This is a genomic window from Streptomyces sp. NPDC007808 (assembly GCF_042868655.1).
Classification (GTDB): domain Bacteria; phylum Actinomycetota; class Actinomycetes; order Streptomycetales; family Streptomycetaceae; genus Streptomyces.
Genome location: NZ_JBIAEQ010000004.1, coordinates 602231 through 629213 on the forward strand (window position 1 = coordinate 602231; position 26983 = coordinate 629213).

Annotated in this window: 24 protein-coding genes, 1 tRNA gene and 2 pseudogenes; 9 read left to right on the forward strand and 18 right to left on the reverse strand. The window is 69.3% G+C overall.

Annotated elements, in window-relative coordinates; all coding sequences use genetic code 11:
• Positions 1–16: 16 nt before the first annotated feature.
• Together ACFYNL_RS18535 and ACFYNL_RS18540 are read right to left on the reverse strand one after the other, a co-directional pair.
• Positions 17–455 (reverse strand): annotated as a pseudogene (locus ACFYNL_RS18535) (xylosidase); the annotation flags it as partial.
• Positions 456–601: 146 nt separating this feature from the next.
• On the reverse strand, positions 602–2023 hold the full coding sequence (locus ACFYNL_RS18540) for a non-reducing end alpha-L-arabinofuranosidase family hydrolase (RefSeq protein ID WP_388804186.1): 1422 nt from the start codon (positions 2021–2023) through the stop codon (positions 602–604).
• A gap of 509 nt (positions 2024–2532) precedes the next feature.
• On the opposite strand from ACFYNL_RS18540, the pseudogene ACFYNL_RS18545 reads away from it, so the two are divergent.
• Positions 2533–2692, forward strand: a pseudogene (locus ACFYNL_RS18545) (IS5/IS1182 family transposase); the annotation flags it as partial.
• 124 nt (positions 2693–2816) lie between these two features.
• Here the strand turns inward: ACFYNL_RS18545 and ACFYNL_RS18550 are convergent.
• Positions 2817–3584, reverse strand: a complete 768-nt coding sequence (locus ACFYNL_RS18550; protein ID WP_388804189.1) for a hypothetical protein — start codon at positions 3582–3584, stop codon at positions 2817–2819.
• A gap of 1023 nt (positions 3585–4607) precedes the next feature.
• Here ACFYNL_RS18550 and ACFYNL_RS18555 point away from each other — a divergent pair.
• The gene (locus ACFYNL_RS18555) at positions 4608–4835 is read left to right on the forward strand and encodes a hypothetical protein (RefSeq protein WP_388804192.1); all 228 of its coding nucleotides are present in this window, start codon (positions 4608–4610) and stop codon (positions 4833–4835) included.
• A gap of 204 nt (positions 4836–5039) precedes the next feature.
• On the opposite strand, the gene ACFYNL_RS18560 is transcribed toward ACFYNL_RS18555, so the two are convergent.
• The 5 genes from ACFYNL_RS18560 to ACFYNL_RS18580 form a co-directional block, all read right to left on the reverse strand.
• The gene (locus ACFYNL_RS18560; protein WP_388804195.1) at positions 5040–6842 is read right to left on the reverse strand and encodes a family 43 glycosylhydrolase; all 1803 of its coding nucleotides are present in this window, start codon (positions 6840–6842) and stop codon (positions 5040–5042) included.
• Between the two features lie 189 nt (positions 6843–7031).
• Positions 7032–7298: a helix-turn-helix transcriptional regulator gene (locus ACFYNL_RS18565; RefSeq protein ID WP_388804198.1), complete on the reverse strand. Its 267-nt coding sequence runs from the start codon at positions 7296–7298 to the stop codon at positions 7032–7034.
• 243 nt (positions 7299–7541) lie between these two features.
• Positions 7542–7615: transfer RNA gene (locus ACFYNL_RS18570), tRNA-Pro, on the reverse strand.
• Between the two features lie 33 nt (positions 7616–7648).
• A complete protein-coding gene (locus ACFYNL_RS18575; RefSeq protein ID WP_388804201.1) occupies positions 7649–8458 on the reverse strand; it encodes a Pr6Pr family membrane protein in 810 nt (269 codons plus the stop codon).
• A 299-nt stretch (positions 8459–8757) separates the two neighbouring features.
• Positions 8758–9684 carry a metallophosphoesterase gene (locus ACFYNL_RS18580; protein ID WP_388804204.1) on the reverse strand — a complete coding sequence of 309 codons (927 nt, stop codon included), beginning with the start codon at positions 9682–9684 and terminating at the stop codon, positions 8758–8760.
• A 187-nt stretch (positions 9685–9871) separates the two neighbouring features.
• Between ACFYNL_RS18580 and ACFYNL_RS18585 the strand changes: the two genes are divergently transcribed.
• Positions 9872–10336 carry a GatB/YqeY domain-containing protein gene (locus tag ACFYNL_RS18585; RefSeq protein ID WP_019754122.1) on the forward strand — a complete coding sequence of 155 codons (465 nt, stop codon included), beginning with the start codon at positions 9872–9874 and terminating at the stop codon, positions 10334–10336.
• Between the two features lie 243 nt (positions 10337–10579).
• Here the strand turns inward: ACFYNL_RS18585 and ACFYNL_RS18590 are convergent, their stop codons facing one another.
• Entirely contained in the window at positions 10580–12862 is a 2283-nt protein-coding gene (locus tag ACFYNL_RS18590) for a transglycosylase domain-containing protein (RefSeq protein WP_388804208.1), read from the reverse strand.
• Between the two features lie 613 nt (positions 12863–13475).
• Between ACFYNL_RS18590 and wblA the strand changes: the two genes are divergently transcribed.
• Positions 13476–13814, forward strand: a complete 339-nt coding sequence (gene wblA / locus ACFYNL_RS18595; protein WP_388804211.1) for a transcriptional regulator WblA — start codon at positions 13476–13478, stop codon at positions 13812–13814.
• A 225-nt stretch (positions 13815–14039) separates the two neighbouring features.
• On the opposite strand, the gene ACFYNL_RS18600 is transcribed toward wblA, so the two are convergent.
• Together ACFYNL_RS18600 and ACFYNL_RS18605 are read right to left on the reverse strand one after the other, a co-directional pair.
• Entirely contained in the window at positions 14040–15434 is a 1395-nt protein-coding gene (locus ACFYNL_RS18600) for an ArsA family ATPase (protein ID WP_388804213.1), read from the reverse strand.
• Between the two features lie 94 nt (positions 15435–15528).
• Positions 15529–16506 carry an ArsA family ATPase gene (locus ACFYNL_RS18605; RefSeq protein ID WP_388804216.1) on the reverse strand — a complete coding sequence of 326 codons (978 nt, stop codon included), beginning with the start codon at positions 16504–16506 and terminating at the stop codon, positions 15529–15531.
• A 106-nt stretch (positions 16507–16612) separates the two neighbouring features.
• Here ACFYNL_RS18605 and ACFYNL_RS18610 point away from each other — a divergent pair, with 106 nt between their 5' ends.
• Together ACFYNL_RS18610 and ACFYNL_RS18615 are read left to right on the forward strand one after the other, a co-directional pair.
• Positions 16613–16774 (forward strand): DUF4177 domain-containing protein, encoded by a 162-nt coding sequence (locus ACFYNL_RS18610; RefSeq protein ID WP_003975360.1) that lies wholly within the window; start codon positions 16613–16615, stop codon positions 16772–16774.
• A complete protein-coding gene (locus tag ACFYNL_RS18615) occupies positions 16771–17238 on the forward strand; it encodes an Atu1372/SO_1960 family protein (RefSeq protein WP_019754118.1) in 468 nt (155 codons plus the stop codon). The genes ACFYNL_RS18610 and ACFYNL_RS18615 overlap by 4 nt, the downstream gene beginning before the upstream one ends.
• A gap of 252 nt (positions 17239–17490) precedes the next feature.
• Here the strand turns inward: ACFYNL_RS18615 and ACFYNL_RS18620 are convergent, their stop codons facing one another.
• The 3 genes from ACFYNL_RS18620 to ACFYNL_RS18630 all read right to left on the reverse strand — a co-directional run bounded on the left by ACFYNL_RS18620 (position 17491) and on the right by ACFYNL_RS18630 (position 20031).
• Positions 17491–18321: an MBL fold metallo-hydrolase gene (locus ACFYNL_RS18620; protein ID WP_388804219.1), complete on the reverse strand. Its 831-nt coding sequence runs from the start codon at positions 18319–18321 to the stop codon at positions 17491–17493.
• A 49-nt stretch (positions 18322–18370) separates the two neighbouring features.
• Entirely contained in the window at positions 18371–19237 is an 867-nt protein-coding gene (locus ACFYNL_RS18625; RefSeq protein ID WP_388804222.1) for an NUDIX hydrolase, read from the reverse strand.
• Between the two features lie 119 nt (positions 19238–19356).
• The gene (locus ACFYNL_RS18630; RefSeq protein ID WP_053750087.1) at positions 19357–20031 is read right to left on the reverse strand and encodes a Crp/Fnr family transcriptional regulator; all 675 of its coding nucleotides are present in this window, start codon (positions 20029–20031) and stop codon (positions 19357–19359) included.
• A 368-nt stretch (positions 20032–20399) separates the two neighbouring features.
• Between ACFYNL_RS18630 and nth the strand changes: the two genes are divergently transcribed.
• The 3 genes from nth (at position 20400) to ACFYNL_RS18645 (ending at position 23604) form a co-directional block, all read left to right on the forward strand.
• Complete coding sequence (gene nth / locus ACFYNL_RS18635; protein ID WP_388804226.1) at positions 20400–21506, forward strand: endonuclease III; 1107 nt, start codon at positions 20400–20402, stop codon at positions 21504–21506.
• Between the two features lie 106 nt (positions 21507–21612).
• Positions 21613–22308 (forward strand): NUDIX hydrolase, encoded by a 696-nt coding sequence (locus ACFYNL_RS18640; RefSeq protein ID WP_388804610.1) that lies wholly within the window; start codon positions 21613–21615, stop codon positions 22306–22308.
• Positions 22309–22404: 96 nt separating this feature from the next.
• Positions 22405–23604, forward strand: a complete 1200-nt coding sequence (locus tag ACFYNL_RS18645) for a MarP family serine protease (protein ID WP_388804229.1) — start codon at positions 22405–22407, stop codon at positions 23602–23604.
• Positions 23605–23691: 87 nt separating this feature from the next.
• On the opposite strand, the gene ACFYNL_RS18650 is transcribed toward ACFYNL_RS18645, so the two are convergent.
• The 4 genes from ACFYNL_RS18650 to nhaA all read right to left on the reverse strand — a co-directional run bounded on the left by ACFYNL_RS18650 (position 23692) and on the right by nhaA (position 26956).
• Positions 23692–23874: a hypothetical protein gene (locus ACFYNL_RS18650; protein WP_388804232.1), complete on the reverse strand. Its 183-nt coding sequence runs from the start codon at positions 23872–23874 to the stop codon at positions 23692–23694.
• 127 nt (positions 23875–24001) lie between these two features.
• A complete protein-coding gene (locus tag ACFYNL_RS18655; RefSeq protein WP_388804235.1) occupies positions 24002–24940 on the reverse strand; it encodes an alpha/beta fold hydrolase in 939 nt (312 codons plus the stop codon).
• Positions 24937–25434: a phage holin family protein gene (locus ACFYNL_RS18660; RefSeq protein ID WP_388804238.1), complete on the reverse strand. Its 498-nt coding sequence runs from the start codon at positions 25432–25434 to the stop codon at positions 24937–24939. Before ACFYNL_RS18660 ends, ACFYNL_RS18655 begins: the two co-directional genes overlap by 4 nt.
• A gap of 76 nt (positions 25435–25510) precedes the next feature.
• Complete coding sequence (gene nhaA, locus ACFYNL_RS18665) at positions 25511–26956, reverse strand: Na+/H+ antiporter NhaA (RefSeq protein WP_388804241.1); 1446 nt, start codon at positions 26954–26956, stop codon at positions 25511–25513.
• Positions 26957–26983 lie beyond the last annotated feature (27 nt).

Genomic DNA, 26983 nt, shown 5'->3' on the forward strand with positions numbered 1-26983 from the left:
GGGACGTTGCTGCGCTCGGGGTGTGGTCAGCGAACCGAGCGATGCGGACGGAGCCGCCGAGTGTCCGCGTGGCGTGGTCGGTAAGGGCGAAGCGGCAGCCCATGAAGAACTGCCAGGTGTCGCCCACGGTGAACGCGGGCTCCAGGCGGGTGAAGTCGGTGCCATCGGTGCTGTGGAGAAGGTTCCCGGACGGGAGGCGCCGGGGCGGATGTCGGCCGCCGCGCGCAGCCAGATGCGACCGCCCGTGACGTTGGCGCTCGCGACTTCGGTGCTGGTGCCGGTGCCGACGGTGCTCCAACTGCTGTCCATGGTCAAGCCGTTGACCATCACTACCGTGTTGTGCCGCTGTCTCGTTCGATGCCGATCCACGCGGAGAGGCCGCGCAGCAGGGCGAGTCCGGCCCGTTCGCCGTCGCGCATCGTCGCGTAGTCCAGCTGGATGGTCGCGGTGGAGGTGGTGAGGGGAGGAACCCCGGCCGACGCGCGGCTGGGGTTCCTCAAGGTGGTGGGTCGGTCAGCGGGTGGGTTCGCCCACGTCGTGGACAGCTCGTCCACGCGTCGGCGGGTCGACCCGGGTCGCGCTCACCGTTGAGCGGGCGGGGTCAACGCTGCAGGGTGAGCAGGGCCGGCCGGTACGGCAGCGACAGGTAGTCGGTGCCGTCCGATGAGGGAGACCTGCCCTGGTAGAGGAACTGCAGGTTGCAGGGGTCGATGGTCATGGTCTGGTCGGAGTTGACACGGATCATGTCACCGTGGCTGATGTCGTTGGTCCAGGTCTGGTTGGTGTTGACCTTGCCCGCGAAGGGGTTGCTCTCGGTGCCGGCCTGCTCGGTCCACTTGTTGTCCTCCAGGCTGGAGGCGGTGAAGGAGCGGAAGTAGCGCCCGTTGGCACCCCGCGCCTCGACGATCATGAGGTACTGGTTCTGGCCCTGGACCTTGTAGACCTCCGGGGCCTCGAACAGGCGCTCCTCGGTGTCGCTCATGACCGTCTCGTACGACGAGCCGAAGCTGCTGGGGAAGTTCGCGAGCGGCATGGTCGACTTGAAGATGCCGCCCTTGTCGTTGGCGAAGAACAGGTACATGTTCTGGTCGTCGGCGATCAGGGTCGGGTCGATCGGGCCGCCGACAGGGAGGCTGCCGGTGAACAGCGGCTGCGGCGCGGACCAGCTGTTGGGGTTGGTGGGGTCGCTGGACGTGCGGTAGGTGAAGGGCCAGGCGGTGTCCCACCCGTTCGAGGCCATCACCCAGATGTTCTTGGTCGAGAGGTAGAACAGTTCGGGCGCGATCACCGACCCGCTCACCTTGGACTGGGTGGCTGTCCCCATGTCCGACCAGTTCGAGAAGGGACTGAACATCGTCGCGCCCCACCCCTTTCCGTCGGAGGTGGTGGCGTAGACCAGGTTCTGGCCGTTGATCTTCGCGGTGGTGAAGTCCTTCACCGCGAGCGCGCCGTTCTGCGGCTGCGCCAGCGGGCCGGTCGAGGACCACCGGTACGTCGACGGAAGTGCGCACGTGGTGGGCGTCCCGGACAGGCCGGTCCACTTCTGGTTGTTGCCGCCGTTGCAGTCCCACAGCTGCACCGCCGTGCCGTTGGCCGTGGCGCCGCCGCTGACGTCCAGGCACAGGTTCGACTCCACGGCGACGATCGTGCCGTCGGCGTTCGCCCGCCACTGCTGGTTCGTGCCGCCGTTGCAGGACCAGAGCACCGGCCGGGTACCGGCCGTGGTGGCGTGGTTCGGGACGTCCAGGCACTTGTTGCCGTACACGGTCAGCTGGTTGTTGTCCGTCAGCGTCCACTGCTGGTTGGTACCGCCGTTGCAGTCCCAGATCTGCACGTTCGTGCCGTCGGTCTGGCTGGCGCCCGGCACATCGAGGCACCGGTTGGAAGCGACGCCGCGCACGGCGCTGGTGGTGGCCGCCTGAGCGGGGCTGGCGAGGAGCGTCGCCGCCAAGGCGGCCAGGGCCGCAACCGCGGCCGCGAGCACCGCAGACGGGTGTTTGCGGCTGAAACTACGTCTGTGCATGCGAACCTCGTCATCATTGGAGCTGGCGGTACCGGTTCGCCCGTCAGAGGCTGTCCGGAATCCGGCGGGGGTGCGGCCTCGTTTGTTCGAGATAACGAACGATGGTCGAAGTGTCGATCGACTGGATCTTAAGGTTCCGGTGAACTGCGTCAATACTTTTCGCACGATTCGCTAGCCGAAATCGCAGATTGAACCAAGCGGCTTCGGGTTCCGTGGTTATGCGGGTCTCTTGTCGTGAGGGAGAGGTAGCAGCGCGTGCGGGCGCGGGCTTGGTGATCATTACGGGCCGCGACGGCGGGGGCCCGGGCCCCGACCGATCAGGCGCGCGTATGAAGGAAACTCCTGTTGTCAGACCTGCGTCACGAGTTGATCGAAGACCGGGCAGATGTACCCGTGTCGGTTCGGTCATCGAGCTGGAAACGATTCCCTGGTACGCGGTTGTCGACGGTGAGGGCACCGCGCTGATGGCTCAGGCCGACGCTGACGAGGACCTCAACTGGGCTGTCTCGGTGGACTCCACCATCGTGCGCGCTCACCAGCACGCGGCCGGGGCTCGCAAAAAGGGGCCCCGGCCGGCGAACCGACGATCACGCCATCTGCCGGTCCCGCGGCGGACTGACCACGACGATCCACCTGGTGGCCGACGGTCGCTGCCGGCCCCTGGCGTTCGTCGGGCCTCAAGCAGTGGCGCGGCATCGCCATCCGCTACGAGAAGACAGCCACGATCTACCTGGCCGGACTCCACATCGCAGGCATCCTTCTGTGGTCCGCACGGTGATCCAAACGAAAGCCCCTAGATGCTTGATCCGCCGCCGGAGGTGTTGCTCCACCAGGCGCTGTAGGAGTTCAGCGAGTACCGCTTCTGTACGCCGCTGGTCGAGCTGATCTCGAGGCCGAACTGCATCGTGTCGAAGGTGGTGTTGCGCAGGAGGTTCTGCGACGCGGCCCATCGCCAGACCGCCGCGGCGTCGATGGTGCCGGTGTTGCTCTGCTGGGCGGGGATGAACTGCAGGACATTCCAGCCGGGATCGGCCTGCCAGACCGACGCGTACCGGACGCCGCCGATGGTCACGTTGGACGCGACCTGCCTTCCCCAGCCGCCCAGCGGTCCCGGGGTCCAGCTGGTGAAGACCATGATCTCGTCCTGGTTGTTGGTGGACCAGAGGTCGGCCGTCCAGCCCCAGTTGTCACCGCCGGCGGCGGGAGCCGACGACGTGTTGTACCAGAAGCCCGCCGAGTTCAACTGCGACAGCGGCGTCTGGGGCCGGACCGAGGTGTTCGAGTAGGACTTGATCCCGCCGCCGGAGTGGTTCGCATCGATGTACCAGGACTTGATGCTGTCGACGGTCAGGCACTGCCTGCCGTGGTTGTCGCCCCATAGGTTGTTGTGGATCGTCCAGGTGCCCTGGGTGTACTGACCGTACCGCTCGCAGGTGGAGTACACCGCTGCCTGCGCCGGAGACGCGAAGCTCAGGAACCCGGCGATCACGGCGACGATCAGGGCCAGGCGGCCGAACCCGGCCGACTTGCCGCATATGGATTTACGGGCTTGCCATCTCATGTGTCCCTCCAAGGACGGCGATGGGTGGTTTTTCCGGCCCCCCGGTCTGGTGACGGACTCTGGCGCCGCGAGGTGTCGCTCGCAGGCGAGTCCGGGCTCGGGACGGCGCGACTCAGCTCCGTCCGAGGTGCTTGCGAAGTCGGCCGACTGATCGCCTTGATGGCCCGCCCTGGGCGAAGTGGTTCCTTCCACTGCTCGCAGTGGGAGTCCACGCCGAAAGCGAGGCGGCCGAGACGGTCGGTCAGTTGACGTGTTGACACCTTCGCTCCGTTCACATGCGGTGCTGCTCGCGATGGTGAGTGGCTCGTGTCGTCGAAGTGGCGCGCTCAAGAACTGCGGGAACGGTGCTCGGTCCCCTTGCTTCAAGCACCACGCTGGCCAGACGTAGGTGCGAAGTGTCGAAGCGCTTGCGTCTCCGGGGACAGTAATGATGGAGTGTTTGAACAGCAATACTCTGCGCACGAAGACACATTTCTTTCACCTGACGACATCATTGTCGAAGCGCATCGAATGGCATCGATCGCGCCCGCCACCTGGCTTTCGCTGAACCGCTACTGGTCCTGGTGGATGTGGCGGAAGGTGCCGGGGCAGGTGCCGATGAGACGGGTGAAGAACTTCCCGAACCTGGTGGGGTCGGGAAAACTCGGACGGCAGGCGATGGTCGCCATCGGCTCATCCGTGTGCGCCGGCAACCGCTGCACCTCCCACGCTGCACGGGCATTGATAACAGCTTCACCGGCTGTCCGATGGAAGCCATGCACGCACGGGTCAGGGTCTTGACCGTGTAACCCAGACGGTGCGCGTGCCACCGGTCGTACCCGGCCGCACATACCGCCGCACCTGTGCAGATCACCATCATCGGCGCCCGGAACATGGCCTGGGGTATCGCCACACGGGCCCCGGTGGGCGGGCACACAGTGACCGTCACCGCCAAGGTCCCGCCAAAGCCGCGCGACTCGCCGGCGAGTTGGGCGCGCACCCAGGAACCCGCCCCCCAACACCGCCACGGGATACGGCGACGGCATGACCCTGAGTCGTGTCCCGGCCTCGCCCATCTACAGCGCCCTGGTCAACGCGGCCTCCAGCAGTTGCCTGGAGATCTACGGCGGCGGCACGGCCGCGGGCTCGGCCTCGGAGATCCACGCTGACCGGTTGCGGCTGCCTGGGCTCGACCCCGACCGCCGCTACACGGTGCAGGTGCGTAACGACGTCGGCCCACCACGGACCGAGTGGGCGCTCCGAGCTGGCTGAGCGCCACCGCACCACTCGTGCTCTCAGGCCGGTTGCTCGCCGAGGTGGGTCTCCAGCTCCTCACCCTGCTGCCTGTGCAGCAGGCCCTGGTCTTCCACCTCACCGCCGTCGTGTGACGACGGCACCCGGACCTCCTACCAGGTCCGGGGGTCGCCCAGGCCGTTCGCCGATGCCGTCAGCCCGAGGTAGGGCCTGTCCTCCGCATCAGGGCACCACCACTTCGAGGCGAACGTCGGTCAGTTCCTCTCGCAGGTCGCGGGCCGGGCTGAGGTTGAAGACGGGAACTCCGTCCCTGCCGAAGTGGACTCGGTGCATCGCGGACGAGACCACGTCGTGACCCACGGGCGAGGCGACCGCGTGGTAGCAGATCCAGGTGTTGCCGTCGTAGTCGGTGAAGAGGGAGTTGTGCCCGGCACCATAGAGCCCTTCCACCGACTGGTAGTTCAGGACCGGCGTGATCGCCTTGGACCATGCGGAGGCATCCAGGTAGTCACCGCCTCGGGGAACACTCAGCATCCCGATGGAGTAGGTGTAGCCTCTGGCCGCTCCACCGGAGTACGTGATGTACACGGTGTCGTCGGTCAGGAACGGGTACGGGCCTTCGTTGTTGATCGTCCCCTGCACGTTCTCCCAGCCGTACAGCGGGCGCGTCAGCAACACCGGTTCGCTGATGAGACGAGTGGGATCAGCCTCGGTCGTCTCCGCGATGTAGACCATGCTGCCCGAGTCCATCGGCGAGCCCAGACCTGCCCGGAACGACCAGACGAGGAAGCACCTCTCGTCAGCTTTGAAGTAGGTCATGTCCAGCGTGATGCTGCCACTCTCGGCCAAGTAGGAGCCGTCGGCCTTCCGGACCCGTACCGGGGTCTCCCAGCTGTCGGCCTGCATGATGTCGTGACCCTTCTTGAGTCGCATCATGTGGCACTGTGGCCCCCACTCGGTGCCGCTGACAGCGAACAAGATATAGAGGTCGTTGCCGATCTGGTGGAACTCAGGGGCCCAGAAAGTCTGCACGAAGCCCTTGCTCTCGTCCACGTCGAGGATCACCTGCTCGCGAACCCCGTCGCCGAACAAGCCGTTGATCGTCTCGGACTCTCGGACGTAGAGGCCGATCGCGTCCACGTTGTCGTTGGTCGCGATGAAGTAGTACTTCCCATCCCAGGGCAGAACCACCGGGTCCGCGTACCCACGCGCCAATGGGAAGGGGTGAACGGGAGTCTGCACCGTGCCGGAGACTCGGTAGGTTCCCGGCGCCGAGAAGTCCACTGCACTGGTGTCCCAGGCGACAGACTTGTCGGCTGTGGAGCCGTCGGAGTAGACGGCTGTCACCTTCACCGCGGCCAGTTCCGACAGGGAGGACGCGACGACAGTCTTGGGGACGCGGGTTTCCGTATGCGCCAGGGGCGTCCACCGGTCCCGAACGGCTTGCGTGATTGACGGTTCCACCGCGAGCACGTTCCCCGGGTTGATGTCCGTCAGGTTGCAGGGGTCCGCAACCTTCGGGAACCGGGATGCCGGCCGAGGCCCCTTTGATCCTCCTCCTGCGAGGTCGACAACCTGGTTCACGTACACGTTTCCGTCGGCGTCTCGCCACAGAAACTCGTACGCGCCGACCGCCTCGTCGTACTGACACGCGACGGCATCGACATGCAGGGAGTTGTGTAATCGAAGGAGCCCTCGGGATCGGAACTCCGTCAGATCGGTCGACGTCCACACCAGGACACAGCCACGGCTTTCCTCGTCCTGTGCTCCCCGGGCTGCGACACGGACGGCGACCAGCCCGAACCCGCCTTCTCTCGTGCGGAACAGGAAGGGGTTCTTGGCGCCCTTCTCCAGGATCGTGTTGTGCTCGCTCACCGTGGCTTCGGGAAACAAGATCCCGTAGTTCTGGTTGAGAGGCTCAAACGGTGCTCCGTCTTCGCTCAACGCGAGGTGGATGCTGTTGCTCAGCGAGTCCGTGTACTCGTCGAGCGGTGTTCGGGTGTAGACGAGAACTCTGTCTTCCATGAGTACCTGTGCCGTTCAGTGTCTGGCGTTGATGAATGGCCTCTGGATCCGACGACGGTTTTGGGCGAAGGGCGATGTGTAGTCGGTGAGCAACCCTATAAAGCGGGGCCTCCCTGTTGGGGGCCCCGCTTCGTGCTGCGGTGCCTTGCTCCGCCCGCTTTGCGGGTCAGCGCCGACGGCTGGAGTCGTTCACCGCGCTGGTGGCCGGTTGGGTCGTGGGCGCCGGGGACGCGGTGGATGGCGCTGAGGAGGTGGCGGTGTCGCTCGCGCGACCCTGGCGCTGCGTGCGCGGCTCGTCGCTCCTTCCCTCTCCAGCCGGGCCAGCGTTCCAACGGCGATGCCAGCTTCTTTGGCGAGCCGCTCCCGCGTCCACCCACGGGCCTCCCGCAGCGCACGGACCCGCTCGGCGAGTGCTCGGGCGTGGTCGTGGGGACGCGCTGAGTGGCGGCTTGCCATGTGTCGTGGTTCTCATGGCGGTTGAGGCGGGGCGGCATGGTGTTCTTGGCCGACTGCGGGGCTGGATTCGCGTACGGGCAGGTCCGAGTGCCCTCAGCCGCCGCACTCCAGACGGCCTCACCAGTCACCCCCTGGGAGACCCCGACCAAGATCTGCTCCCAGATTTCTCCCAAACGATCTCCAGAAACCCGTCAGGGGCCTGATCCACTTGGTGGATCAGGCCCCTGACCTGGTATTTCTCTGTCGGGGTGGCGGGATTTGAACCCACGACCTCTTCGTCCCGAACGAAGCGCGCTGCCAAGCTGCGCTACACCCCGATGTCACTGCTTGTCGCGGCGACGACGTTTACTTTAGCCCACCGGTGGCTGGAGACGAAATCCGGTTTTCGCGCGGCGGCGGAGGCGGTGGCGGATCGGGTTGGGGCGGACGTGGTCCAGGGTCACGAGGGCGAGGGCCAGGGCGTAGATGGCCAGGCCGATGAGGAGGGCGTTGCCCAGGACGCTCTTGTAGCCGTGCCGGTCCACGTCGAGGAAGGGGTAGAGGTAGTGGGCCGGCGTGCCGGGGAGCAGGAGCTCGCCTCGGATGAAGGTGAACGCCAGGTAGGCGAGGGGATACAGCATCCAGGTCGCCGCCCGGCGCAGACGTAGTTGGCCGGGGGCTGTCAGGAGCAGCCAGTCCAGCAGGGCCGCGAGAGGTGTCACCGTGTGCAGGACCTGGGTGGTGATCGCGTGCCAGCCCGTCGGCGGGGTCGCCTCGCTCGTGAGGACGCCCGGGAGCGCGAAGGGCCCGGCGCCTTTCGCCAGGAGCAGGTGGTAGACGATGCCCGTGACCACTGCGTAGAGCAGCGTGGCGCCCGTCAGGGCTGAGGGGAGGGGGCGCCGCGCGGTCCAGGCGCGGCGGGCCGACGGGACGAAGACGAGGGCCAGCAGGATGTTGCTCTGGATCGCGAAGTGGCTCAGGGTGCGCATGGGGCTGCCGAGGGCCAGCTCGACCGCTACCGCTCCGGCCGCGGCCAGCGCGACCAGCAAGCGGTAGGCGGCGGCCGCGGGGCGACGCACGGGGGCCCGCACCGCGGTGGCCGGGACGTGGGAGGGCATCAGCACGGGTATGCCCGGTATCGCGGGGAGATCCGGGATGTCCCTGGGTATCGGGGCGGTCATACCCTCACGCTAAGCAGGGTGGGCAAAAGGGGCGATACGGGTAGTCCGTGCGGGTTAACCGCACGGCGTCCGCGGCTTGCCGTCCGCCGCTCGCCCCCGGCCCCTGGCGTCCGCCGCTCGCCGTCCGGTGCCCGCCGCTCGCCCCCGCCTCCGCCCCCGGCGTCCGCCGCTCGTCATCCGGCGTCCGCCGCTCGCCCCCGCCCCCGGCGTCCACCGCCCGCCGCCCGCGGGCTCGGCGTCCCCCGCCCAGCGCCCGCCGATCGCCCCCTCAGGCCCCTCGACCCCTCCGAGGACGACCCCTACTCCCGCCCCACCAACGTCAACAACGTCGCCTCCGGCGGACAGGCGAACCGGAACGGGGTGTAGCGGTTCGCGCCGCAGCCCGCCGAGACATGCAGGTACGCCGTACGGCCCCGCGACGTGTGCGTGGACAGGCCCTTCACGCGGTCCGTGTCCAGGTCGCAGTTGGTGACCAGGGCGCCGTAGAAGGGGATGCAGACCTGGCCGCCGTGGGTGTGGCCGGCCAGGATCAGCGGGTAGTCGTCCGCCGTGAAGGAGTCCAGGACGCGCAGATACGGCGCGTGGACGACACCCATGGCGAAGTCGGCGGCGCCGGACGGGCCGCCGGCCACCTGCTCGTAGCGGTCCTTCTTGATGTGCGGGTCGTCCAGGCCGGTCAGCTCCACCGACACGCCTTCGACCTTCAGCGTCCCGCGCGTGTTCGTCAGGTTGAGCCAGCCCGCGGCGTCGAAGCCGTCGCGCAGGTCCTCCCAGGGATTGTGGATCGCCCCGACCACGGGCGGGTTGCCGTTCAGGCCGTGGCGGCCCTGGACCTTCTCCAGCAGGTAGCGGGCGGGGTTGCGGGGCTTGGGCCCGTAGTAGTCGTTCGAGCCGAAGACGTACGCGCCCGGGAACTCCATCAGCGGGCCCAGCGCGTCCAGGACCTCCGGTACGCCCTCCGGGTCGGACAGGTTGTCGCCGGTGTTGATCACGAAGTCCGGGCGCAGGCCGGCCAGGGAGCGCAGCCAGCGCTGCTTCTTGCGCTGACCGCCGACCATGTGGATGTCGGAGACCTGCAGCACACGCAGCGGGCGCATCCCCGCGGGAAGGACGGGAACCGTCACCCGCCGCAGGCGGAAGGAACGGGCCTCGAATCCCGCCGAGTAGATCAGACCGGCGGCACCAACCGCCGTGATTCCCAGGGGTACTCCGTATCGCGCGCGCATACGTCCATCGTGTCAGACCGCTGGAGCGCCCCGTTCCGGGCGCCCGGCCGAGCCCGTCGTCCGCGACGGCACGGGCCTGCCCCCTGCGCACTGCGCCCCCTGCTCTCCCGCCTCCCACCCGCCCGCCCGTTACGCCCCCTTGAAATCAACGGGCGTACGACCCCTCACACCTGCGACAATCAACCCCATGACCACGCTCAAGTCGAAGCTGCAGGAAGACCTCAACGCCGCGATCAAGGAGCGCGACGAGCTCCGCTCCTCGACGCTCCGGCTGACGCTCGCCGCGATCACCAAGGAGGAGGTCGCGGGCAAGGAGAAGCGCGAGCTCTCCGACGACGAGGTGCAGAAGGTGATCACCCGTGAGGCGAAGAAGCGCCGTGAGGCCGCCGAGGCCTTCGCGCAGGGTGGTCGTGCCGAGCAGGCCGAGCGGGAGAAGGCGGAGGGCGAGGTGCTCGCCGAGTACCTGCCGAAGCAGCTCAGCGACGACGAGTTGAACCGGATCGTCGCCCAGGCCGTCGAGGAGGCCAAGGCGGCCGGCGCCGAGGGTCCGCGGGCCATGGGTGCGGTCATGAAGATCGTGAACCCGAAGGTGGCGGGGCAGGCGGAGGGCGGTCGTGTCGCCGCCGTCGTGAAGAAGCTGCTCGCCGGCTGAGTCCCCGCTCGGGCGGGACCGGGACGGAAACACCCTCGTGACGGGCGCCGGTGCGTAGGAACCTACGCACCGCGGCCCTCGTCATGAGGGTGTTCTCATCGAGGGGTTGGGGGCGTTCGGAGGGGGCGGGCACTTCGACGACCTGGTTGCCTCGGGCGGCCTCAGGCCGCCTGAGGCGGCCCGACCCGCCCGCCGACCCGTCCGTCAGCCACGTCCGTCAGTCACGTCCGTCAGCCACGCCCGTCAGTCACGTCCCCCGTTGCCGTTGCCGCTCGTCTGGCCCCGCCACCAGCCCTCCGGGATGGAGAACGAGGGCGTCGGGAAGGCGCCGCCGTCCGTGCCGCCGTCGGTCAGGCCTCCGAGGAGGCCGCCGTTGTTGCCGTTCCCGTTCCCGTTGCCGTCACCGTTGCCGTTGTCCTCGTCGTCGTCCTCGTCGCGGTCCCGGTCCTTGTCGCCGTCGGGGATGTGGACGATGTTGAAGTTCGGTGCCTCCTTGCCCGCGAGGGCGCCCTCCATCATGTCCCGCCAGATCGGGCCGGGGACCTTGCCGCCGAACACCTTGCTGTGCCAGACACCGCCGATGCTGATGGACTGCATCTTGCGCTCGTGCTTGGGGTCGCCGACCCAGACCGCCCCGGCCATGTTCGGCGTGTAGCCCACGAACCAGGCGGCGTAACGCTCGTCCGTCGTACCGGTCTTGCCCGCGCTGGGACGGCTCGCGCCGAGGCCCGCCTCGGTACCCGTACCGTCCTCGACCACGCCTTGGAGAAGCGTGTTGATGGTGTCGGCGGTGGTCTCGGACATCGCGCGACGGCAGGTGGACTTCGGGACCTCCAGGGACTTGGTCTTCCCGCCCGCCTTCTGGGTGATCGACTCGATGGCGATCGGCGTGCAGTACATGCCCCGCGAGGCGAACGACGCGTACCCGGCCGCCATCGTCAGCGGAGACATCTCCATGGTGCCGAGGGCGATGGACGGTGCCTGGGCGAGGTCGCCGCCGTCGGCACGCTCGACGCCCATCTTCTTCGCCATCGTCGTCACCGGGCAGATACCGATGTCCGAGATCATCTCCACGAAGTAGGTGTTGACCGACTTCGCGGTGGCGTCCTTCATGTCGTACGGGCCGACCTCGGACGTGTTCTCGTTCTCGACCGGGACGCCCTTCTCGTTCCAGGTCCTGCCGTCACAGGCGGAGACCGGGCTCGGGTAGTCCATCTTGTACGGCGAGGGGTACACCTGGGTCGGCGGCATGCCGTCCTCCAGGGCCGCCGCGGCCACGATCGGCTTGAACGTCGAACCCGGCTGGTAGCCCGCGCCGCCGTTCATGTTCTGGTCGACGGAGAGGTTGATCGAGGTCTCGTTCTTCTTGACGTCGATGCCGTACGGCCGGGACTGGCCCATCGCCAGGATCTTGCCGGTGCCGGGCTCCACGATGGTGGCGGCGGTGGCGACCTCGTCCTTCTGGTAGACGTGCTTCTTGACGGACCGCTGCACCGACTTCTGCGCCTGTGGGTCCATCGTGGTCCGGACCGTCAGACCGCCCTGGTTCCAGATCTTGGCCCGGTCCTCCTTGGTCTTACCGAAGACCGGGTCCTTCAGGAACACCTGGCGTACGTAATCACAGAAGAAGCCGCCGCCCTTGACCGCGGTGATGCAGCCGTTCTTGGGCTTGCTGACCTTCAGGCCCAGCGGCGTCCGCTTGGCCTTGTCGGCCTCCGCCTGGGAGATGTCGCCGAGGTCGGCCATGCGCTGGAGGACGATGTTGCGCCGCTTGGTGGCCTCGGCCTCGTCGTTGACCGGGTCGTAGCGGCTCGGCGACTGGACGATGCCGGCGAGCAGGGCCGCTTCCTGGACCTTGAGTTTCTTGGCGGACTTGGAGAAGTAGCGCTGGGACGCGGCCTCGACGCCGTACGCCTGCTGGCCGAAGAACGTGATGTTCAGGTAGTTCTCGAGGATCTTCTTCTTGCCGAGCTCCTCCTCGACCTGGATCGCGTACTTCAGCTCCCTGATCTTTCGGCCGAGGGTCTGCTGGGTGGCCTGCGCGACCTTCTCCTGGTCGTCGCCGGCCTCCTCCACGAAGACGTTCTTCACGTACTGCTGGGTCAGCGTGGACGCGCCCTCGGCGACGCCACCGCTCTGGGCGTTGCGGTTGAGGGCGCGCAGCACGCCCTTCAGGTCGATCGCGCCGTGCTGGTAGAAGCGGGCGTCCTCGATCGCGACGATCGCCTTCTGCATGTACGGCGAGATGTCCTTGAGGTCGACCACCGTGCGGTCACGCGAGTAGACCGTGGCGATCTGGCCGCCCTCGGCGTCCAGGATCGTGGTGCGCTGGCTCAGCGGCGGGCGCTTGAGGTTGGCCGGGATCTCGTCGAAGCCCTCGACCGACCCCTTGGCCGCAAGCCCCAGCGCGCCGGCCGCGGGCAGCGCGATGCCTGCCATCACTGCTCCCGCGAGCACACTGACACCGAGGAACTTCGCGGCCTGCTGCGTCGTCGACAGACCACCGCCCGAACGCTTCTTTGGCATGGGTGCAGCCTAATCCGTACGCATGAGCGTTCCGGGAGAGCGGTTGCCTGTCGGGTGGTTCGGAGCGAGATCGTGACGTGCGGCGGAGTACCGCATCCGCGCGGATGGGGACGAGGCGGACTGTGACGTACCTCGCGGTCCTCGGTGGGCAGCGGACCTCAGCCGCCTCCGCGTGGGAACGGAGCCCGCTTCCGTGGCACGGCAAAGTCGGGCACCTGGGTTCTCATTTGCCGGACACACGTCAATGCCTTGGCCTAAGCTGCTCTCAACTGTCACAGCAGTGCGGCCACGTATCAATACGTCCGACGACCCCGAATCGTTTCGGAGGTTGCTCACTTTTTTGGTGAGCGCGTGTCCGAATCCGCCTTGTGTGTCATCCGGCGTCCGTTGTGACGCAACATAACTGTCCCGGTTTGCCGGGAAAGTCACGCATGTCGCCAGCTCACTCCCCCGGGTGATCTGCCGCTTACGCATAGTCCGTTCGGGCCATTCAAGATTGGGCCCGAAGGGGGTGTTGCGCTGTGCCCACCTTCCGTAACGTCCTCAACTGGCGGCGGTGAATATGCCGCTGCCGCCGTGGGGGAGCCTCGATTCGGGAGAGGACGGCGCCGGTATGGGCTGGGTAGTCGACTGGAGTGCGCAGGCGGCCTGCCGCACTACCGATCCGGATGAACTGTTCGTTCAGGGAGCAGCGCAGAACAGGGCCAAGGCGGTGTGCACCGGATGCCCGGTGCGCACGGAGTGCCTGGCGGACGCGCTGGACAATCGCGTCGAGTTCGGCGTGTGGGGAGGCATGACGGAGCGGGAGCGCCGCGCGCTGCTGCGCAGGCGGCCGACCGTCACCTCGTGGCGCCGGCTGTTGGAGACCGCGCGTACGGAGTACGAGCGAGGGGTCGGCCTGGTGCCCCTGGACGACGACCAGGTGTACGAGAACTACGCGGCGGTGAGCTGAGGGGGCCACGAGGTCTCCCCTCGGGCGGGATCCAACGGGCCTTCCGCGGAGGCAGGCCCAGAAGGACTCCCTCAGTCACGCTGGTCACGAGCGCTCGTAGGCGTGGGCCCCGGGTTTCGGTAGACGGACCCGGAGGTTCGCGGAAGAGAAGACGGGCCAGGCGGGTCAGAGGGGCTCAGCGGGTCAGACGGCTCAGCGGGTTCGCACGGGCCCCACGGCCCTCTCTCAGGCGCCGGCCGTGGGATCGGGCAGCTCCGGTCGGTGGGCCGCGAGCCGGTTTCCGATGTCCCGTAGCCCCGCGAGGTCGTGCACGTCGCCGGGCAGCGCGGCCACTTCGGCCACCGCCACCTCGGGGTGGAGTGCGGTGAAGCGGTCACGTGTGCGCTGCTCGCGGGAGAGCAGCTGCATTCGCTCGGCGTGCAGCCTCAGCAGGCCTGCGGTGAGCTGGTCGACGGACCGCTCCAGATGCGGGGCGACGGGTCGGGGTCCGTCCGTGGCCGCGGTGTGCTCCATGTCCGTGACGGCGGGGGAGCCTTCGTCAGGAGCCGGTGCCTCGGAAGCTGCTGATTCTGAACTGTCGTACGTGTCGGGGGAGTTACGAAGTCCAGCTTTCCCGCCCTCCTGATCCACAATGCGGGGCTCTTCAAGATTTTCCGCGGCGGCGAGCGCCCGCTCGGCCGACAACCGGTCGGCGCCGCTGCCGTGGACGCGGTTGAGCACCAGCCCGGCGAGCGGCATGTCCTCGGCGGCCAGTCGCTCCACGAAGTACGCGGCCTCGCGCAACGCGTCCCGCTCCGGCGCCGCCACCACCAGGAACGCCGTCCCGGGCGCCTGCAGCAGCTTGTACGTGGCGTCCGCGCGCGTGCGGAACCCGCCGAACATCGAGTCCATCGCCGCCACGAAGGTCTGGACGTCCTTCAGCAACTGACCGCCGAGCAGCTTGCCCAGCGCGCCCGTCATCATCGACATGCCGACGTTCAGGAACTTCATACCGGCGCGCCCGCCCACCTTCGCCGGCGCCAGCAGGACGCGGATCAGCTTGCCGTCCAGGAACGAGCCGAGCCGCTTGGGCGCGTCCAGGAAATCCAGCGCGGAGCGGGACGGCGGGGTGTCCACGACGATCAGGTCCCATTCGTCCCTCGCCCGCAGCTGCCCCAGCTTCTCCATCGCCATGTACTCCTGCGTGCCCGCGAAGCCCGCCGAGAGCGACTGGTAGAAGGGGTTGCCCAGGATGGCCGCGGCCCGCTGGGGGTCGGCGTGCGCCTCGACGATCTCGTCGAAGGTGCGCTTCATGTCGAGCATCATGGCGTGCAGCTCGCCGTCGCCCTCGACGCCCTTCACCCGGCGTGGGGTGTTGTCCAGCGAGTCGATGCCCATCGACTGGGCGAGCCGACGCGCCGGGTCGATGGTCAGCACCACGACCTTGCGCCCGCGCTCGGCGGCCCGCAGGCCCAGGGCGGCCGCGGTGGTCGTCTTGCCCACGCCGCCCGAGCCGCAGCAGACGACGATCCGGGTCCGCGGATCGTCGAGCAGGGGGTCGAGATCGAGCACGCGGGTGGGGGAGAGGTGCGCGGGATGGCGGGCGGCGTCATGCGCGTGTGCCGGTTCCGGACGACTCATGACATCCCCTGCTTCCGACGTACGGCGGACGGCTTCCGGGCCACCGCGAACGGATCCCGACGTACCGCGAACGGCTCCCGATCTGTGAACGACCTCATGACAGGCCCTGTTCCCGCAGCTCGCCCGCGAGTTCGTACAGGCCCGCCAGGTCCATGCCCTCGGCGAGGTGGGGCAGCTCGTGCACCGGCAGCCCCAACTCCTGCAGGACCGCCCGCTGCTCGTGCTCCAGCGCGTGCCGCTCCGCGTACTCGTCGGCCTGCGTCAGCAGCGGACCGACCAGCCGCTCGGCGTTCCCGCCGCGCCGTGCCCCGCCCAGCCCGGCCGAGGACAGCGCCTTGGCGACGGCGGCGCGCGGAACGCTCCGTACGAGTTCCAGATCGGCCGCGTCCAACACCTCCGGCCGCACCATGTTCACGATGATCCGCCCCACCGGCAGCCGTGCCGCCCGCAGCTCGGCGATGCCGTCCGCCGTCTCCTGGACGGGCATCTCCTCCAGCAGCGTCACCAGGTGCACGGCCGTCTCCGCCGACTTCAGCACCCGCATCACGGCTTGGGCCTGATTGTGTATCGGGCCGATCTTGGCGAGGCCGGCCACCTCGTCGTTGACGTTCAGGAAGCGGGTGATGCGGCCCGTGGGAGGCGCGTCCATCACGACGTAGTCGTAGGCGAACCGCCCGCTCTTGTCCTTCCGCCGCACGGCCTCGCACGCCTTGCCGGTCAGCAGGACGTCTCTGAGGCCCGGCGCGATGGTGGTGGCGAAGTCGATGGCGCCGAGCTTCTTCAGGGCCCGGCCGGCACCGCCCATCTTGTAGAACATCTGGAGGTAGTCCAGAAGGGCCAGTTCGGGGTCGATGGCGAGGGCATACACCTCCCCGCCCCCAGGAGCGACGGCGATCTTCCGCTCCTCATAAGGCAGCGCCTCTGTTTCGAAGAGCTGCGCGATGCCCTGCCTGCCCTCGACCTCGACGAGAAGCGTCCGCTTCCCCTCGGTGGCGAGGGCGAGCGCGAGCGCGGCGGCGACCGTGGTCTTTCCGGTCCCGCCCTTGCCGCTGACGACCTGGAGCCTGCTCACGTCTTCGAGCCTAACCAGTCGGCGCGCCGACTACGCGGCGGCCTGTGGACAACGTGACCGCGGTCGGCCGCTCGGGCCCCGGCGGGCAGCGGATAAAGTCGGCCACATGACCAAGTGGGAATACGCAACCGTGCCGCTGCTCGTCCACGCCACGAAGCAGATTCTGGACACCTGGGGCGAGGACGGCTGGGAGCTCGTCCAGGTCGTGCCCGGGCCGAACAACCCCGAGCAGCTCGTGGCCTACCTGAAGCGGGAGAAGCAGGCGTGAGCGCGGTCGAGGCGAAACTGGCCGAGCTGGGCCTCAGACTCCCGGAGGTGGTCCCTCCGCTGGCCGCTTACCAGCCGGCGGTCCGTTCGGGCGTGTACGTGTACACCGCCGGCCAGCTCCCCATGGTGGAGGGCAAGCTTCCGGTCACCGGGAAGGTGGGCGCCGAGGTCACCCCGGAGGAGGCCAAGGAACTCGCCCGTACCTGTGCCCTGAACGCGCTCGCGGCCGTCAAGTCGGTGGCCGGTGACCTGGACCGGATCGCGCGCGTGGTGAAGGTGGTGGGCTTCGTGGCCTCGGCCTCGGACTTCACCGGCCAGCCGGGCGTTCTCAACGGCGCGAGCGAACTGCTGGGCGAGGTCCTCGGCGACAAGGGCGTCCACGCCCGCAGCGCCGTGGGTGTGGCCGTGCTCCCGCTGGACGCGCCGGTGGAGGTCGAGATCCAGGTGGAGCTGACGGAGGCGTAGGACCTCCGCCGGCGGCGGCCCGCTCCGGGAACGGTCCGGGCCGGCCGCCGTACGCCCGCTGAGCGGTGCCGCAGCGACGCGAGCGGTGCCGTCTCACCGGGATCAGCCACGGGCGCGTGCGGGCGGGCGGGCAGGCGTCGGAAGGCTGACGGTGGCTCTGTGGACGGTTCCGGCGTCGGCTGGACGGTTCCGGGCCGACTGGACGGTTCCTGCGTCGGCTGGACGGTTCCTGCGTCGGCGCGACGGTTCCGGCTAGATGAGGCCGTGCTCCTCCAGGTAGTCCAGCTGGGCCCGCACCGACAGCTCGGCCGCCGGCCACAGGGAGCGGTCCACGTCCGCGTACACATGGGCCACGACCTCGGCCGGTGTGCGATAGCCGTCCTCCACCGCGGTCTCCACCTGGGCGAGCCGGTGGGCGCGATGGGCGAGGTAGAACTCGACGGCCCCCTGCGCGTCCTCCAGGACCGGCCCGTGGCCCGGCAGGACGGTGTGCACGCCGTCGTCGACCGTGAGGGACCTCAGGCGGCGCAGCGAGTCCAGGTAGTCGCCCAGGCGCCCGTCGGGATGCGCCACCATCGTCGTACCGCGGCCCAGGATCGTGTCGCCGGTCAGGACGGCGCGGTCGGCCGGCAGGTGGAAGGAGAGCGAGTCGGCGGTGTGGCCGGGCGTCGCGACGACACGCAGCTCCAGCCCGCCGACACCGACCACGTTCCCGGCCCCCAGCCCCTCGTCGCCGAGCCGCAGCGCCGGATCGAGGGCACGCACGCGCGTACCGGTCAGCTCGGCGAAGCGTGCGGCACCCTCGGCGTGGTCGGGGTGGCCGTGCGTGAGCAGGGTCAGGGCGACGCGCTTGCCGGAGTTCTCGGCCGTGTCGATGACATGGCGCAGGTGCGCCTCGTCCAGCGGGCCGGGGTCGACGACCACGGCCAGATCCGAGTCCGGCTCGGAGAGGATCCAGGTGTTGGTGCCGTCCAGGGTCATCGCGGACGGGTTGGGCGCGAGGACGTTCACGGCGCGCGGGGTGGCGGGGCCGGAGAGGACCCCGCCGCGCGGCTGGCCGGGGAGGGCGGCTGCGTCCGTCATACGAGGGGGCCTTCCGGGGCTTCGGGTGCTGCGGGCGCTTCGGGCACGGTCATGCGGGAGCTCCGCCGGTCGGGATGTGCTTGGTGAACTCGTCGTGGCCCGGCCAGGAGAGCACGATCTCGCCGTCCTCCAGCCGGGCCTGCGCCAGCACGGGCGTGAGGTCGCGTCCGGGGGCGGCGGCGAGGGCCTGGGCGGCGCTGTCGTACGGCGTCAGCTGGCGCAGGGTCGCGATGGTGGGCGGCATCATCAGCAGCTCGCCCTTGTCGTAGGAGGCGGCGGCGTCCGCGGGGCGGATCCACACCGTCCGGTCGGCCTCCGTGGAGGCGTTGCGGGTGCGCTGGCCTTCCGGGAGGGCGGCGACGAAGAACCACGTGTCGTAGCGGCGGGGCTCGAACTCCGGGGTGATCCAGCGGGTCCAGGCGCCCAGCAGGTCCGAACGCAGCACCAGGCGGCGGCGGTCCAGGAACTCGGCGAACGACACGTCCCTGGCGACCAGCGCGGCGCGGTCCGCCTCCCACTCCTCGCCGGTGGTGTCGCCCACGACGGAGTCGTCGGTCGGCCCGGCGAGCAGGACGCCCGCCTCCTCGTACGTCTCCCGCACGGCCGCGCACACGATGGCCTGGGCCGCCGCCTCGTCGACGCCGAGCCGGCGCGCCCACCACGCGCGCGTGGGGCCTGCCCAGCGGATCGGATGCTCGTCGCGCGGATCGACGCCGCCGCCCGGGTAGGCGTAGGCCCCGCCGGCGAAGGCCATGGAGGCGCGGCGGCGCAGCATGTGCACGGCAGGGCCGGCCTCGGTGTCCCTGAGCAGCATGACGGTCGCCGCCCGCCGCGGAGCGACCGGGGTGAGGTCTCCTTCGGCGAGCGCACGGATACGGTCCGGCCACTCCGGTGGGTACCACTGCCCGTTTGCCATGGGCGGAGGCTATCTCCTGGTGCGCGGATGTTCGAGAGGTGGCCGGTCCCGGTGGCTGTACGCACCGGGGCCCCGCCTCGCAGTGAGACGGGGCCCCGGCGTCGTACGGGAAGCGCGGGTCACCGCGACCGCTTGGCCAGCCGTTCCACGTCCAGCAGGATCACCGCGCGGGCCTCCAGGCGGAGCCAGCCGCGTCCGGCGAAGTCCGCCAGAGCCTTGTTGACCGTCTCGCGGGACGCGCCGACGAGTTGGGCCAGCTCCTCCTGCGTCAGGTCGTGGACGACATGGATGCCCTCCTCCGACTGCACGCCGAAACGGCGCGAGAGGTCGAGCAGCGCGCGGGCCACACGGCCGGGGACGTCCGAGAAGACGAGGTCGGACATCGCGTCGTTGGTGCGGCGCAGGCGGCGCGCGACGGCGCGCAGCAGCGCGGTGGCCACCTCGGGGCGGGCGTTCAGCCAGGGCTGGAGGTCACCGTGGCCCAGGCCGAGCAGCTTGACCTCGGTCAGCGCGGTCGCCGTCGCCGTACGGGGACCCGGGTCGAAGAGGGACAGCTCGCCGATGAGCTCGCCGGGACCGACGACGGCCAGCATGTTCTCCCGGCCGTCGGGTGAGGTGCGGTGGAGCTTCACCTTGCCCTCGGTGACGACATAGAGCCGGTCACCGGGGTCGCCCTCGTGGAACAGGGAGTCACCGCGTGCGAGGGTCACCTCACTCATGGAGGCGCGGAGCTCCGCGGACTGCTCGTCATCGAGCGCCGCGAAGAGCGGGTTGCGCCGCAGAACGTCGTCCACGAGTTCTCTCCTTGTCGACCTGCTCAGGGGGTCTTGCTCCCCCGCGTACCAGGGGACCGTGGTGCCCATTTTGCCGGACAGTCCAAACAGTGTGATCTGTCACAAGGATGCCGCACAGGTGTCCCGGGGTAAGCGGCAGGGGTCCAATTGGGGGCCGATCTTCAGGGTCCGGGGCGGATGTCGGTGCCGGGCTTTAGGCTGGCCGGGTGTCCAAATCGCCGGTGAGAGCACAGGCCAAGGGGGCTGGGCGGGTGGTTGTACGTCGCGATTCCGCTGTGGGCGAACAGGACCCTGGTGGCGGAAGGAAGACCGCAAAAGCGGCGAAGAAGACGGCGGGTGAGACGACGGCAGGTGGCGAGAAAGCGGCGGTGAGGAAGACGGCAGCCGCGAAGAAGGCTACGGCTGCCGGGAGGACGCCCGCCGGGAAGGCCGACGCCGGGAAGACATCCGCCGGGAAGGCGCCCGCCAAGAAGGCCCTGGCGAAGAAGGCCCCGGCGAAGAAGGCGCCCGCGGCGAAGGCGACGGCGAGCAAGCCGGCGGCCGGCGCGAAGAAGGCGGCCGGGGTGAAGAAAGCGGCCGGCGCGAAGAAGGCGGTCGCGAAGAAGGCGATCACCAAGAAGCCCGCAGTCCTCCCCGAGAAGGCCACCGCTGCGGTGAAGTCCGCCTCCTCCGTCAGGACGGTCACGCCGAAACCCCCCACCGCCGAGTCCCGCACGGCCCTCGTCCGCCGGGCCCGCCGTATCAACCGCGAGCTCGCCGAGGTCTACCCGTACGCCCACCCCGAGCTGGACTTCGACAACCCCTTCCAGCTCCTGGTCGCCACGGTCCTGTCCGCCCAGACCACCGACCTGCGCGTCAACCAGACGACCCCGGCGCTGTTCGCCAAGTACCCCACCCCCGAGGACCTGGCGGCGGCGAACCCGGAGGAGGTCGAGGAGATCCTCCGTCCCTGCGGTTTCTTCCGGGCCAAGACCAAGTCGGTCATGGGCCTGTCGAAGGCGCTCGTGGACGACCATCGCGGCGAGGTCCCGGGCCGGCTGGAAGACCTGGTCAAACTGCCCGGCGTCGGCCGCAAGACCGCCTTCGTCGTCCTCGGCAACGCCTTCGGACGCCCCGGCATCACCGTGGACACCCACTTCCAGCGGCTGGTGCGGCGCTGGCAGTGGACCGAGCAGACGGATCCGGACAAGATCGAGGCCGAGATCGCCGCGCTGTTCCCCAAGGGCGACTGGACGGACCTCTCCCACCATGTGATCTGGCACGGCCGCCGCATCTGCCACGCCCGCAAGCCGGCCTGCGGTGCCTGCCCCATAGCGCCGCTCTGTCCGGCGTACGGCGAGGGCGAGACGGACCCCGAGAAGGCGAGGAAGCTGCTCAAGTACGAGAAGGGCGGCTTCCCCGGTCAGCGGCTCAAGCCTCCGCAGTCGTACCTGGACGCGGGCGGCAGGCCGGCCCCGCCGCTGGGGGCCGGATGACGGGGCGGACCGGACGGGGCGGGGCGCCGTGGCACGCCCGTCCCGGTGAGGCGGAACGATCCAGGTCGCGTCAGGCGTTGGACTCGGCAGGACGACGGGGGTGGCGATGACGCGGGCGAGCGATACGCAGGACGGGCCGGTGGTGATCAGCAAGGAGGGACTGCCGGCCTGGCTGGACCCGATCGTGCGGGTGGTCGAGACCGTGGAGCCGGTGCAGCTGAGCCGCTTCCTGCCGCCGGAGAACGGCGCGGGACGGCAGTCGGCCGTACTGATCCTCTTCGGGGACGGGGAGCACGGACCCGAACTGCTGCTCATGGAGCGTGCCAGTTCCCTGCGCTCCCATGCCGGCCAGCCGTCCTTCCCGGGCGGCGCCCTCGACCCGGAGGACGGTGACCCCAGGGCCGACGGGCCGCTGCGGGCCGCGCTGCGCGAGGCCGAGGAGGAGACCGGGCTCGATCCGAGCGGCGTGCAGCTCTTCGGTGTGCTGCCCAAGCTGTACATCCCGGTCAGCGGCTTCGTCGTGACGCCCGTCCTGGGCTGGTGGCGCGAGCCCAGCCCGGTCGGCGTCGTCGATCCGAACGAGACGGCGCGGGTCTTCACCGTCCCCGTGGCGGATCTCACGAATCCGGACAACCGAGCCACCGCGGTGCACCCCAGCGGCCACCGAGGCCCGGCATTTACGGTCGAATCGGCCCTTGTCTGGGGCTTCACGGCCGGAATCATCGACCGTCTGCTCCATTTCTCGGGCTGGGAGCGGCCCTGGGACCGGGAGAAGCAGGTCCCGCTCGACTGGCGGTCATGACAGGGTGTCTGCCGTGCTGTGTTGTCCTGGCGTTCTCGCCCCGGCCCCGCGGCCGATGTGTGGTGACCGGAAAGTGATGAGGCGAGGCCTGAAGCAGTGAACGTCGTGGACATCCTGTTGCTGGTCGCCGCCGTGTGGTTCGCCGTCGTGGGCTATCGCCAGGGCTTCGTCGTCGGCATCCTGTCGGTGATCGGATTCCTCGGTGGCGGTCTCGTGGCCGTGTACATCCTCCCGGTCATCTGGGACGCGCTGACCGACAACGCGGAGGTGAGCACGACCGCCGCGATCGTCGCGGTCGTCATCGTCATCGTCTTCGCGTCCATCGGCCAGGCGCTGACCACCCACCTCGGCAACAAGCTGCGCCGGTACATCACCTGGTCACCCGCCCGCGCCCTGGACGCGACCGGCGGCGCCCTGGTCAACGTCGTCGCCATGCTCCTGGTGGCCTGGCTGATCGGCTCCGCCCTCGGCCAGACCACGCTGCCGGGCATGGGCAAGGAGGTCCGCAGCTCCAAGGTGCTGCTGGGCGTCTCCGAGGCGCTGCCCGACCAGGCCGACACCTGGTTCAAGGACTTCACCTCGGTCCTCGCGCAGAACGGCTTCCCCCAGGTCTTCAGCCCGTTCGCCAACGAGCCGATCAAGGAGGTCGCGCCTCCCGACCAGGCTCTCGCCAACAGCCCCGTGGCCACCCGGGCCAAGCGCTCCATCGTCAAGGTCATGGGCACGGCGCCGAGTTGCGGCAAGGTCCTGGAGGGCACCGGCTTCGTCTTCGCCGACCGCCGGGTCATGACCAACGCGCATGTCGTCGGCGGTGTTGACGAACCCACCGTCCAGATAGGCGGCGAGGGCAAGAAGTACGACGCGACGGTCGTCCTCTACGACTGGGAGCGCGACATCGCCGTGCTCGACGTGCCGGACCTGCGCGCGCCCGTGCTGCGGTTCACCTCCACCGACGCCGAGAGCGGTGACGGCGCGATCATCGCGGGCTTCCCGGAGAACGGGGCGTACGACGTGCGCGCCGCGCGCGTGCGCGGGCGCCTGCCGGCCAGCGGCCCGGACATCTACCGCCGCGGCACCGTGAGCCGTGACGTGTACTCGCTGTACGCGACCGTCCGCCAGGGCAACTCCGGCGGACCGCTGCTCACGCCCGAGGGCAAGGTGTACGGCGTGGTCTTCGCCAAGTCCCTCGACGACGCCGAGACCGGCTACGCGCTCACCGCGGACGAGATCCAGGAGGACATCGTCAAGGGCCGTACCGCCAACCAGCAGGTGGACACCGACAGCTGCGCGCTGTAGTGCGTGCCGAAGCGGTGAGACCGGTGGGGTGGGGTGGTCGAACCCCGCGGCGAAGGCCGTTGTCCCCGGCCGCGATCGGTGGCCGGGTCAGCCGCGCGGATGGCGCAGCCGCACCGAGACCCAGCGGGCCCGGCGGCGCAGGATGAGCGGAATGCCCACGCGGGGATCCGAGTCCGGCATCTGCGGGGCGCTGCCTCGCTGGTGGGAGCTCAGCGCAGTGGCCGAGCGGCGGTTGCGTGCTGCGTCACTGTAGTCGTGCGTCCAGCCCATACCCCGACGTCTGCCCCCGCCCCATGGTCGATAACCGCCTCTGGCGCCCTCAATTGGCCTATGCGCCGGGCAATTGGCTGTTCGTAGGACACCTGTTCAGTTCCGGATACCGGGCGCATCGGCGCGGTCACCGATCGGGTTCGGGATCCTTCAGCCAGTTGATCAGTTCGGTGGAGAAGGCGACCGGGTCCTCCTCGTGCGGGAAGTGGCCGAGCCCGTCGAACAGCCGCCATCGGTACGGTGCTTCGACGTACTCGCCCGAGCCGGCCGCGCTTCGCGTGCGCATCACCGGGTCGAGCGAGCCGTGCAGATGCAGTGTCGGTACCCGCACCGGCCGCTTCATGCGCCGGTTGAACTGGATGCCGTCGGGGCGGGCCAGCGAGCGCACCATCCAGCGGTAGGGCTCGATGGAGCAGTGCGCGGTGGACGGGATGCAGATCGCGCGGCGGTACATCTCCACCGCCTCGTCCTCCGGCAGCCGCGGGCCCGACCAGTCCCGGATCAGCCGGGCGACGAGCGCTCCGTCGTCGGCCGTCAGCTGCCGCTCCGGGATCCAGGGCCGCTGAAACCCCCAGATGTAGGAACTCGCACCGGTCTGCTTGACGTCCGAGAGCATCGCCGAGCGCCAGCGCCTTGGGTGCGGCATCGACGCGACCGCGAGCCGCCGTACGAGCTTGGGGCGCATCGCGGCCGCCGTCCACGCCAGATATCCGCCGAGGTCGTGGCCGACCAGCGCGGCGTCGGGCTCGCCCAGGGAGCGGATCACGCCGGTGACGTCGAGGGCGAGGTTGGCCGGGTCGTAGCCGCGCGGCGTACGGTCGCTGCCGCCGACGCCCCTGAGGTCCATCGCGACGGCCCGGAAGCCCGCGTCGGCGAGCGCGACGAGCTGGTGCCGCCAGGTCCACCAGAACTGGGGGAAGCCGTGCAGCAGCAGCACCAGCGGCCCGTCCCCCAGCTCGGCGATGTGGAAGCGCGCACCGTTGGCGGCCACGTCCCTGTGGGTCCAGGGACCGTCGAGTCGTACGACCGAGGCAGGTTGCGCCGAAGGGGTGGCGGGATCCGTCATGAGGACGAGCGTGCCACAGCCTCGATGGCCGCGGGCGCCCGGTCCTCCAGCTCCGGAACCGGGGCGGGGCGCGGGTGCGGCTTGGCCTTCTGCAGGACGCCCGCCGTCTCCTTCATCGAGGCGGCGACCTTCTGCGGGCCCTTGCTCTTCTTGGCCTTCTTCGCCGCGGCGACCCCGATGAGCGCGAGGACCAGGGCGATGAGCACGTTCGCCGCGAAGGAGAGCAGGAAGCAGATCGCGAGGTTCCAGTCGCTCCAGGTCCTAATGCCGTACGCCAGGGCGAAGTTCAGCATCGGCAGGGAGAACAGCAGCACCGCCCCTGCCACCGTGAACGCGCCGCCGCTCGTCGCGCCGCGCTTGACGTCCTGCTTGAGCTGCGCCTTCGCCAGCGCGATCTCGTCGTGCACCAGCGCGGACATCTCGGTCGTCGCCGAGGCGAACAGCTGGCCGATGCTGCGTTCGGCGCCGACCGGGCTGCCGTCGGGTGCGCTCATCGCGATCTCCCTCGTCGTTACGGTTCCGTGTTCTGACTGAGTGCGTACGGTTCCGTCTTTGTACCGTCCCGTCAGATCATGCCCGACGCTGGTCCTCCTCGCCTGCCCCGCCCGGCACTTCGGCAAGCGCGTGGCGAGCGGCGATCTTCTCCTCGGCGATACGGCGGTGCTCGGCGGCCTTGCGGTCGTAGAGGGCGGCCATCCGCAGGTGGTACTCGGGCTCGTCCTGCTCGTAGATGTCCGGGATGCCGCTGGCGTCCTCGTCACGCTCCTCGTCCTCGACCATCTTGCGGTACTTGGCGTTGCGCATCTTCAGCAGCACCGTCGCCACCGTGGCCGCGATGAGGGACCCCATGAGTACGGCGGCCTTGACCTCGTCGGTCAGTGCGGCGTCACCCTCGAACGCGAGCTCGCCGATGAGCAGCGAGACGGTGAAGCCGATGCCGGCGAGGGTCGCGACGGCGAAGACGTCGGCCCACTCCAGGTCGTCGCTCAGCGAGGCCCTGGTGAAACGTGCCGTCAGCCAGGTGCCGCCGAAGATGCCGACGGTCTTGCCGACGACCAGCCCGAGGACCACGCCGAGCGTCTCCGGCTGGGTGAACACCTCGCCGAGCGCGCCCCCGGAGACGGCCACGCCGGCACTGAACAGCGCGAACAACGGCACCGCCAGACCCGCCGACAGGGGGCGTACGACATGCTCGATGTGCTCGCCGGGGGAGTGCGCCTCCCCCTCGCGCCGGGTGCAGCGCAGCATCAGGCCCATCGCGACGCCCGCGATGGTGGCGTGGACGCCGCTGTTGTACATCAGCGCCCAGATGACGAGGGCGAGCGGGACGTACACGTACCACCCGCGCACGCCCTTCCTCAGCAGCAGCCAGAAGACGGCGAGGCTCGCCACGGCCCCGCCGAGCGCGGCGAAGTTGATGTGCGAGGTGAAGAAGACCGCGATGATCAGGATCGCGAAGAGGTCGTCGACGACGGCGAGTGTGAGCAGGAAGGCACGCAGGGCGCTCGGCAGCGAGGTACCGATCACGGCGAGCACGGCGAGCGCGAAGGCGATGTCGGTGGCGGTCGGGACGGCCCAGCCGTCCAGTGAGCCGCCGCCGGTGACGGATGTCAGCGTGTAGACGAGCGCGGGTACGGCCATCCCGCACAGCGCGGCGACGACCGGCAGGACGGCCCTGCTCGGGTCCTTGAGATCTCCGGCGACCAGCTCACGCTTGAGCTCGATCCCGGCGACGAAGAAGAAGATCGCGAGGAGGCCGTCGGCGGCCCAGTGCTCGACGGACAGGTTCAGGCCGAGTGCCTCGGGACCGAAGTGGAAATGGCCGACGCTTTCGTAACTGTCGTGCAGCGCGGGCACGTTCGCCCAGACCAGTGCCGTGATCGCGGCGACGAGCAGCAGCACACCACCGACGGTCTCGGTGCGCAGCGCCTCCGCGACGAAGTTCCGCTCCGGGAGGGACAGCCGTCCGAGGAGCTTGCGAGCGGTGTTGGGGGTGGGGGTGCGGGGCGCGGTCACGGGGGAGACCTCCGGTCGGTGGGCATG